The sequence below is a fragment of the Lyngbya sp. CCY1209 genome, from assembly GCF_055795065.1.
The window spans coordinates 20,674-29,597 of sequence record NZ_JAYFER010000234.1 but is presented as its reverse complement, the minus strand read 5'-3'; the positions used below and the strand labels follow the sequence as shown (position 1 = coordinate 29,597).

The following is an 8,924-nucleotide window of genomic DNA, read 5'->3' as shown; positions in this document are numbered from 1 at the left end:
CGGGGCAGGGCGACGGCGAAATAGTGGCGGTTCGGGGCGATCGCGACGGTTTCGGGCCGGGATTCGGGGGGGGGCTCAAGGGGGGGGCTCAAGGGGGGGGTGAAGTCGAGCAGGGGTCGTGTATTCGGGGAGTTGGGATGCCAGCGATATAAATGGTGGCGGGTCAAAATACAACATCCCTCGGACAGGGGATACAAGGCCAGGACGGGTTCGGGTAGGGAGATTTGGGAAGGGGGTTCGGCGGCGGCGGATCGGACTTCTACTGTTTGGCCGATCGCGCGGTAGAGGTGGCCGGGGTCGGAAACGAGCAGGGGTTTGGCTTCCGTCGGGAGGTTTGGGGAATCGTCTGCGGTGTCGGTTGCCGGATTTTGAGGGAGGGGTGAGGGGAGGGAGTCGGAAACGAGTTTCGGGAAAATGGGATCGTCCGTAGCGGGGGGAGATTCGGTTTGGGAATCGTCGGGTATCCTTTGGAGACGACGATCGCCGATCGCCCGAACTTCCGGATCGGCGATCGCTTCGGTCAACGCCTCCGCCATCGCCCCGGCGGTGGGGAAGCGGCGGGCCGGCAATTTTTCCAGGGATTTTTTGATCGGTTTTCGGAGGGACTCGGGCAAAAAGGCGGGCAGATCGATGCGGTGGTTCATGTGGGCCCACATCAATTCGTTGAAGGTGCCGTGGAAGGGGCGGTCGCCGACGAGCAACTCGTACAAGACGACGCCGACGGCATAAATATCCGATTGGGGGGAATAGAGTCCGTAGAACCGCTCCGGGGCCATGTAGGCGGGGGAGCCGCCGGTCGGTTGGTTGGAAACCGGGCGATTGCCGTCGCCGTCCAAGGGCAGGCGGCGGGCGATGCCGAAGTCCGTGAGTTTGGGCTGCCACCGGTCTCCCCGAGCTCTGAGCAAGATATTTTCGGGTTTGATATCGCAGTGGATCACACCCCGTTGGTGGGCGTAGTCCAACCCTTTCAAGACATCTGCGACGAGCTGCACGCTTTCGAGGAGTCCCAGGGAGCGATCGCCTTCGATCCCAGACCTGAGAGTTCCCCCTTCGCAGTAGTCCATCACCAGATAGCGCCCGGTTTCGATGTGTTCGAGGCCCAGACAGGCGGCGATGTTGGGATGCTGCAAACTGATGATGTACCAAAGTTCCTGGAGAAACTGGCTGGTGGGCGATCGCTGGTGGCTCAGTTCCTTGAGGGCGACGAGTTGACCCGTCTTGCGATCCGAACCGCAGTAGACCTTGCCGTACTGTCCCTGTCCGACCCATCCCAAAATTCGGTATTTAGAACGTCGCATTGCGCCAGTTTATACCTCTCCCAATCGGATTAAAATAGATTTACCCTGATTTGAATCGCCTCGAACCGCGATCGCACTCAACTGTTTCACTGCAATTGCCATGTCATTTCCGATTCAGTCCGACCCCAATCTCAAGTCCGATTCTCCGGCTCCTACCAAAATCATACAATCGAGGAGTCAATATCATACCTGCCACATCCGCGTCCCCGATCTGGAACGGCCCGTCCCCGCTATCCGGGTGGGTCGAGAATATTATAGTTTTTTTAAAGCCGTTCAGAGCGCCGAAAAAACTTTGAAAATCACGGCGAAACTCGGCAACCTCGGCGAAGATACCGTCATCACCCAAACTCCCAAAGCCTATATCGTCTGGGTGAAAGAACCGGACGCCTCCCCCTGTTGATACCCCTGTTTTTGGGTCGCCCTCGACCATCCGGAATGAATCCGAGAATTTCATCCGCTCTCCGTTTGACTGACCGATCGCCCCAAGTAAAAATTTCAATGAAATTATGGCTAAAGTGATCCGACTCGAACCCATCGCCGAAGAGATGGAGGTGCAAACCAATTCCAATCTCCTGTCGGCCCTCCTGAGCAAAGAACTTCACGTCTTGAAAGAATGTGGCGGCCGCGGGATGTGCGCCACGTGCCACGTCTACATCAAAGATGGAATGGAGAGTTTATCTCCGGTGAATCGACGGGAACAGAGAACCCTGGAAGTGATCACCACCGCCCAGAAAACCTCCCGTCTGGCTTGCCAAGCCCACGTCCTCGGGGAAGGCATCATCGTCGAACTGCCCTCCGGGATGTACATCAACGAGATCGAAGATATCGAAAGTCTGATCGGACGGCGGGCCGAGCAGGAGCTGCTGCACCCTATCACCGGCGATGTGGTCGTCGAAACGGGGAAACTGATCACGCGATCGATTATCAATCAACTCAAAGAAACTCAACTCCAAGTGGGGGAATATATGTCTCGCACGAAAGACGCCAGATAAGACCGGAGCCGGTTTCTGACGGCGGGGGAACCGGAGGGGGCGAAGGGGGCGGGAAAAGCGGACTCAGAACACACAGAGGATTTTCCTCCCCTGCCTCCGGTCGCCTCCGGTCGCCCCCCGGAGTCCCCCCGACTCCCTAATACCGACTCCCGACTCCCCAAACATTTGGGCATCGCCTTCATTTTTTCGAGGGTTTGTAGACTTTCCCGTTGGGGAGGGTCGCCCCCGCTAATTGGGCGCCCTTGAGTTCGACCTGGGCCAAAATCGCGTCGCGCAAATTGGCTTCGCGGAGGTCGGCGCGGGTCAAATTGGCTCCCGTCAGGTTCGCCGCGCTCAAATCGACCCGTTCGAGATAGGCTCCCCGCAGATCGGCATTGATCAGGCAGGCATCTTTGAGGTTGGCATCGCTGAGGTTGGCGGAACTGAGGTTCGCCTCCATCAGCAGGGCACCGACGAGGGTCGCCTCGCTCAGATAGGCCCCGGCCATGTTGATGCCGGTCAATAACTTTTTGCTCAAGTCCGCGCCCCCGAGATCCGCCCCACTGAAGTTCACCTTGGTCAGGTGGGCGCCGTTGAGACAGACATCCCGCAAATAGGTTTTGCTGAGGTTGGCTTGGCTGAGGTTGGCGCGGGTCAGATTGGCTTGGAGGAGGTCGGCTTCGACGAGGGAAGCGGCATTCAGATAGGTGTCCGTCAGGTTGGCCCCTCGCAAATTGGTTCGCATCAGGTTGGCGCCGCTGAGGTCGGCTTCCGTGAGGTCGGCGCCGGTCAGGTTGGCGCGGGTCATTTTGCTCTCAGAGAGATTCGCCCGACTCAGGTTGACATCCTTGAGGTTGGCCGAACTCAGATCGGCCCGGTTCAAATCGGCTTGGGAAAGGTTGGCTTTGATCAGATAGGCCCGGACCAAGTGAGCGTCTTGCAAGTTGCTCCGCGTCAAATTGGCCGAACTCAGATCGGCTTTGTTCAAATTGGTTTTGATAAAGATGGCACAGGTGAGGTCGGCCCAGTTGAGATGAGCACTTTCGAGATTCACGCCGCTCAAAGTCGCACCTCGCAGGTTGGCGCCGTTGAGGCTGGCCCCGCTCAAGTTCGACCCGCTCAAGTTCGCCCCGCTCAAATTCACTTTGCTGAGATTTGCCCAACTCAGATGGGCTTGGGTGAGATCGGCTTCGCTGAAATCGGCACCGATGAGTTGCGCCCGGTTGTGGAGCTGGGTCGCCCCGACCCCCAAAGTTGAGATGTTATTTCCCGGAAAGGTTTGGGTGGTGAGGATAATTCCGCGCAGGCTAACTCCTTTGAAGTTTCTTTCCCCTGAAGCATATCGACTGAGCAGTTCTGTGGCATCCATAGGTTCGCTCGGAAATCAATCTGACTGAGTCCGCGAGGACTAACCAGACTTGGGTTGGCAAAGTTGCCGGAAAATCGTATCGTGGTCTTGACCCGCATCGACCATCGATTCTGCGGCTTTGAGGCGATCGCTCAAGCCGAGAATGAAGCAATTGCAATCGGCACCCAAGGATTCGCAGGTGGTTTGGACGCAGTGGAGGTCGCGGCCGGTCAACTGGCTGAAAAAGGAACTCAACAAGCCCGCTTCGAGATGGCAGACCGGCCGCTCCCCCTTGGGGGCTTGGTCGATGAAAGGGGAGTTGGTGGTGCGAATCAGCAGGAACCCCTGCCGGGATTGGCCGGCATCCATTTCCAAGGTTCCCCACCCGTGGGTTTTCCAACATTGTTGCAGGCATTGGAGAAATTCTATCATTTCCATTTGGCCAACGGGTTTGTGATAGTATTCGCCAATTTCTTCGCAAAATCGAACGTAAAAATGTTTGCCCCACCACCGGCCGCAGTTGAAGAGGACCAGGCGGGCGGCTTGACCGGTTTCTTGCTCCAAACCTTTGTACAGGGCCCGGATCAGGGTGTCGGGCAGGGCGAGGAGGCGATCGCCGCGCCGATTTTCCAACAGGCCGAGTTCTAAATCTCCCCGGACGTAGGCGTTAAAGGCGAAATAGTTGCCGGGGAGTTGGGGTTGTCTGAGTATATCGTCGATTTCTATCATCAGTTTTACCTTCTTTCTTTTGATAAGGGTCCCTCGCCACTCCTGTCAGTCGGTCAGCAAGATTTCTTTCGCCCGGTCCAAACTCGGTTGCAGGTACTTGATGGCTTTGGGGGAGAGCAGTTCTTGCAGGCGGGCCAGCAACAGTTGATGAATTTGGGTTTCGATGTCTTGGCTGTGGTGGGTCGCGACCAGACCCTTGAGCCATCCGAGCAGATTGTTTTCCAAGGCGTCCGCGTCGTCGAGCAGCATCGCCATCGCGCAGTGGCGCAGGATGAGAATCCATCGCTGCAGGGATTGTTCGAGGATCGGGAGCCGTTCTTCGGGGACTCCGGCCTGCACTTGTTTGAGAATGGGTTCAAAGATGGCGGCTTCGCGATCGCGCAAAAATTCGTAGATCTTGAGCCGCTGCGCCATCGTCGAGGCGTGGCGTTTGAATTCCTGCAGTTCTTCCGGTTTGAGATAACGATTTTCTGCCTGCACTAAGAGGCTGTTGACATCTGATTGCATGGCATTTCCCTTGCAGTTGATTGATTGGGGGCGGGGGTTCCCGGACCCTGAGAGCGGGTCACGGTTTCCTCCGATGTCAGAACAAATTCACGAGGTCTTCGATGGTGACGTCATCTTCTTCGGGGGGAGAATTGGACTGTGAGGCCCCCGAGTGGCTCGGAAGCTGTCCGACTTCGGGCGTCCCTTCCCAAACGAAGGCTTGGAAAAACTCCTCCACCGTGGCGGTCAACGATTGGACGGCATCCCGGCGGTGGCCGTTGGTGTTTTGGCTTTGGGGGGTTCCCTGCCAATTTAAAGTGCCGAAAAAGTCCTGGACGGAAAGACACAGCCAGTCGGAGCCATTCTCCCCGCCGGTCGGTGTCGCCTGAGCGTTCATGACGTGCGCCCTCCTTCTTGCAATTTCCGTTGGATGTCTCGGGCCGTCGCCCCTTCGTTGAGCCAGAAGGCGGCCGCGTCGATGCGGTCGGGATTTCCGAGCAGGAATTTACAGTAGGTTTCCCCCATCGAATAGCACTGCAGTTCGATGCAACTGAGGGATTTGTTGACGAGGGTGCTGAAAAATCCGGAGAACAGGCCGGCGTAGATGTGGCAGACGGGTTTGCCGACGTCGCCGAGGCTGCGGGCGACGGCCGAGTCGAATAGGTTGATAAAGATGCAGCCGTGCTTGCGATCGCTCATGTCCACTTCCCAGCGTCCCCACCCCTGGGCGGTGAAGGGCCACCACCAAGTTTCCAACAGGAACATCAAGTTGGATTTGCGGATGCTGCGCCCGAATTCCTGCTCGAACCACTCTCGGAAGAAGGCCGCATCTTCGAGTCCCCACTGCTGTCCGATGGTGTACATGATCACGGAGGAAGCCGGGCCGACTTCTTCTTCCAACCCCTCCACCAAACCGATGATGAAGTCTTCGCTCGCCAGGATGTTGCGGGAGGAGTTCCAGTCGGCGATCGCACCCGTTTGCGGTTCGAGGCTAAAAAAATCTTGAAATCGGTAGTGGTTATGGGCTTTGGGATTCGTCCGTTTGAGCAGGGACTGCATCCGGGCCGGACGTTGGGCTGGGGAGGTTGAAGCCATCCGTACAATACTCCTTTTCAATGCGGGTGGGTCAAAATGATGTCCTGATCGGTACGCGACGCGCATCGGTACGCGATGACGCCGTCGGCATCCGGTCGGGGAGCGGGGGAAGCTCGACTCCGTTCACATCCGGGTGCGATCGTCGCCCTTGGGGTTGACCGGTGGGGACGCCTGGGGGTGGCGGGTTTTTGTCTGGGAAACTCCGGCTGGACGAGGGGAAAAATCGACAATTGCGGGCGATCGCCGAGGGGTCTAAGTCCGGTGTCCGTCGCCGGAGGACCGAAAGTCGGGCGAAATCCACGCCCGCCGACATTTGATGGAATCCGGGCGGGTTTCCACCTGAAAGATCGCCGCAGTATTTGGCATCCGAACGTTGATTCCCCCGGGCTTCCCCGTGCGGTTCGCACTCGCCCCACCGACACACCCCTGTTTCTAATTTAACTCGATTTACGGGGGCGGATACATCTCAATTTCTTTACAATTTCGCCCTTCGGGGCAATCGGGCGCCGCGATCGCGCCCCGAAAACCGCTGGCCGACGGTCTGTCCGAAGGGCTTTTGAGGGGAGAATGAATGTGCTATCGTTTGGGCAGGTTCCACCCGGATGTCCGGGGAGTCTCGGATTCCACACCGCAATTGACGCTTTGTCCTCCCGACCCCCACCTTCGAGAGGGGGGGCGGGCTTCCAAAGAAAAAAATTTATGAAACATCACGCTTGTATTGCGATCGGAATTAATCAATATCAATTCCTGCAACCTTTGAGTTACGCCCAAAGGGACGCGGAAGCGGTTTATAAATTCTGGGTTGAAGAGGCGGGTTTCACGGCGGACAACTGCCTGCTGATGACGGATACTTCGCCGGAAAAGTCGGAGATGCCCACCTATCCCAACCGAGAAAATATTTTGGACTGGTTCGAGAGCATCTGTCTGGAACACCTGCGGCCGGAAGATACGCTCTGCTGTTTTTTCAGCGGTTACGGCCTCCACCACGAGGGGCAAGATTACCTGCTCCCCATCGACGGCAACGGCCTGAAGGTGGAAGAGACGGGAATTCCGGTGCGATCGCTGTTCGAGTTGCTGCTCCGGGCGCCGGCCCGCCACCGCCTCCTACTGTTGGATGTCAACCGCAGCCCGGGCGTCCGGGCCGGCGATCCCGTCGGCACGGAGACGGTGGCCCTGTCGGAAGCAATGGGCATTCCGGCGGTACTCTCCTGCCGCCCCGACCAGGTGTCCCGAGAAACGTCGTCCCTGCGCCAGGGCTTTTTTACGGCGGCGCTCCTGGAAGGACTCAAATCGGGGCGGTGCCAAACGTTGGCGGATCTGAAGTCATTTTTGGGCGATCGCCTCCCGGAACTGACAGACCAGCACCTGCGGCCGCCACAAAATCCGGTCTTTGTCGGGGCGTCGGCCGAATTCGGCGAGTTGCAACTGCGGCCGGAACGGGCGAAGGCGGCCGCGGCTCTGGCTGCGGACGGCAATTCGAGAGCCGGTCTGGAGTTCGCACCCAAACAAAATGGCATCCCTCCGGGTGCGGTTTCGGATCTGAAACTTTCCCCGCCGCCGCAAGCGGTTGATGGCTCGGAAGCGCCGGAGCCGGCGAAGCCGGCCGCCCCGCCGCCGGGTCGGGGAAAAACTGACGGCAGCCAATCGGATGCAGGGCGAGACCATTCGCCGACAGACCAACAGCCTACGGAAGAAATTATGTCGGATCGATCATTTTTTCAACAACTGATTCTCTGGAGTGGCGTGACGGCACTGTTGCTGTTATTGGGCGTCTTTTTCACGAACCGCTCGATTTTCGTGGGTTCCCAACCGACGGCGACACTCCCCCTCCCCCCCGCCGAGTTGTCCGAAGAGCGGGAGACGGAAACTTCCGAACCGACGGCGGACGGGACTCCCGAAGAGACGGTCGCCTCCTCGCCGGCTCCCCCCGAGACTCCGGAGGAACCGGCGGCCGGTTCGATGGAGACCCTGCGGCCGGCCCAAGTCCTCCTGCAAAATACGTCCGCGTCGAGTCTGAGTCAGGCGATCGCCCGGGCCGATGGCATCCCGAAGGACGATCCGGCCTACCCGGAGGCGCAGTTGGCGATCGAGCGCTGGAGTCGGATGATTTTGGATATCGCCGAGGGGCGGGCCGCGACGGGCAATGTGGAGGAGGCTGTGGCGGCGGCCCGCTTGGTTCCGGAAATCAACCGCCCCATTTACGAGGAGGCTCAACTGCAAATTCAGAAGTGGGACCGACAGGTGCAGCAGTTGCAGGGGAACCGGGAGAAAATCGCGGCGGCCCGCTCTCAAATTAAGGCGGGGCAGGCTTCGACCTACAGCAAGGCCATCAGCGCGGTGTCCGAAATTCAACCGGGGGAACCGGGTTACGGGGAGGCTCAGGAGGCGATCGCTCGGTGGAGCGGCGAAATTTGGAAGCTGGCCCAGTCCCGGGCGAATAACAAACAGTTCGACACGGCTGTTCAGGCGGCGCTGTTGATCCCGGAGGGGACTCCGGCCTACCAACCGGCTCAGACGGCGATCGCGAAATGGAAAACTCAGGCTGAGAGCCAGAAGAATAATTGAGGCATCGCCGACCCCCAATGGTTGGGATTCAAAGCACAGGACAGGCATTCATCGTTTGTCCTGTTTTTTGATGGAACACGAATTCTCAGGCACATTTCAGACCGCCCTCGCAGAAAATTCAGAGACGGCCAGTTGAGTGATAGAAACGGGAGTCGGGAGTCGGTCGTAGGGAGTCGGGATTGACAATTCTCACCCGTCCGGCCTGTCATTACACGGCTCGCACAGCGCTATATAGCACCCGCGAGCACCCTCGGGACCCGGATCGATTCGGAAACCCCGACTGCGAACGATTGGTCTTCCCGTTGCCTGTTGCCTGCCGTAGAAGGGCTTGACCTCGCATTTTTTGGGAAAGTGTCGAATAATGTAACCCAATTGGGGCCGGTTCGCAAAGCCACTTTGGAAGAGAGCGACTTTCTCTCCCTTCGCCGATCA

At 58.3% G+C, this 8,924-nt stretch carries 9 protein-coding genes; 3 read left to right on the top strand and 6 right to left on the bottom strand.

The annotated features are described in order from the left end of the window. Positions 1-1,298, bottom strand: a 1,298-nt coding sequence (locus AC0QHF_RS05725) for a serine/threonine-protein kinase (RefSeq protein WP_324703229.1), incomplete at its 3' end; no start/stop codon positions are given. A 100-nt stretch (positions 1,299-1,398) separates the two neighbouring features. Here AC0QHF_RS05725 and AC0QHF_RS05720 point away from each other — a divergent pair. Both AC0QHF_RS05720 and AC0QHF_RS05715 read left to right on the top strand, forming a co-directional pair. Further along, on the top strand, positions 1,399-1,698 hold the full coding sequence (locus AC0QHF_RS05720; RefSeq protein WP_324703228.1) for a hypothetical protein: 300 nt from the start codon (positions 1,399-1,401) through the stop codon (positions 1,696-1,698). A 106-nt stretch (positions 1,699-1,804) separates the two neighbouring features. Next, entirely contained in the window at positions 1,805-2,290 is a 486-nt protein-coding gene (locus AC0QHF_RS05715; protein WP_324703227.1) for a 2Fe-2S iron-sulfur cluster-binding protein, read from the top strand. A 178-nt stretch (positions 2,291-2,468) separates the two neighbouring features. On the opposite strand, the gene AC0QHF_RS05710 is transcribed toward AC0QHF_RS05715, so the two are convergent. The 5 genes from AC0QHF_RS05710 to AC0QHF_RS05690 form a co-directional block, all read right to left on the bottom strand. Beyond that, positions 2,469-3,638: a pentapeptide repeat-containing protein gene (locus tag AC0QHF_RS05710; protein ID WP_324703226.1), complete on the bottom strand. Its 1,170-nt coding sequence runs from the start codon at positions 3,636-3,638 to the stop codon at positions 2,469-2,471. Positions 3,639-3,677: 39 nt separating this feature from the next. Next, the gene (locus tag AC0QHF_RS05705) at positions 3,678-4,346 is read right to left on the bottom strand and encodes a V4R domain-containing protein (RefSeq protein WP_324703225.1); all 669 of its coding nucleotides are present in this window, start codon (positions 4,344-4,346) and stop codon (positions 3,678-3,680) included. A 45-nt stretch (positions 4,347-4,391) separates the two neighbouring features. After that, positions 4,392-4,853, bottom strand: coding sequence for a globin family protein (locus AC0QHF_RS05700; protein WP_324703224.1), 462 nt, complete (start codon positions 4,851-4,853; stop codon positions 4,392-4,394). A gap of 76 nt (positions 4,854-4,929) precedes the next feature. Continuing rightward, positions 4,930-5,229, bottom strand: a complete 300-nt coding sequence (locus AC0QHF_RS05695; protein WP_324703223.1) for a hypothetical protein — start codon at positions 5,227-5,229, stop codon at positions 4,930-4,932. After that, positions 5,226-5,927 (bottom strand): V4R domain-containing protein, encoded by a 702-nt coding sequence (locus AC0QHF_RS05690; RefSeq protein WP_324703222.1) that lies wholly within the window; start codon positions 5,925-5,927, stop codon positions 5,226-5,228. Before AC0QHF_RS05690 ends, AC0QHF_RS05695 begins: the two co-directional genes overlap by 4 nt. A 699-nt stretch (positions 5,928-6,626) precedes the next feature. On the opposite strand from AC0QHF_RS05690, the gene AC0QHF_RS05685 reads away from it, so the two are divergent. Beyond that, on the top strand, positions 6,627-8,492 hold the full coding sequence (locus AC0QHF_RS05685; protein ID WP_324703221.1) for a caspase family protein: 1,866 nt from the start codon (positions 6,627-6,629) through the stop codon (positions 8,490-8,492). The last annotated feature ends 432 nt before the right edge of the window (positions 8,493-8,924 follow it).

Bases quoted from the DNA above. Each gene is read 5' to 3' on its own strand.
- AC0QHF_RS05720 (WP_324703228.1), top strand. From the start codon at position 1,399: ATGTCATTTCCGATTCAGTCCGACCCCAATCTCAAGTCCGATTCTCCG.
- AC0QHF_RS05715 (WP_324703227.1), top strand. From the start codon at position 1,805: ATGGCTAAAGTGATCCGACTCGAACCCATCGCCGAAGAGATGGAGGTG.
- AC0QHF_RS05710 (WP_324703226.1), bottom strand. From the start codon at position 3,638: ATGGATGCCACAGAACTGCTCAGTCGATATGCTTCAGGGGAAAGAAAC.
- AC0QHF_RS05705 (WP_324703225.1), bottom strand. From the start codon at position 4,346: ATGATAGAAATCGACGATATACTCAGACAACCCCAACTCCCCGGCAAC.
- AC0QHF_RS05700 (WP_324703224.1), bottom strand. From the start codon at position 4,853: ATGCAATCAGATGTCAACAGCCTCTTAGTGCAGGCAGAAAATCGTTAT.
- AC0QHF_RS05695 (WP_324703223.1), bottom strand. From the start codon at position 5,229: ATGAACGCTCAGGCGACACCGACCGGCGGGGAGAATGGCTCCGACTGG.
- AC0QHF_RS05690 (WP_324703222.1), bottom strand. From the start codon at position 5,927: ATGGCTTCAACCTCCCCAGCCCAACGTCCGGCCCGGATGCAGTCCCTG.
- AC0QHF_RS05685 (WP_324703221.1), top strand. From the start codon at position 6,627: ATGAAACATCACGCTTGTATTGCGATCGGAATTAATCAATATCAATTC.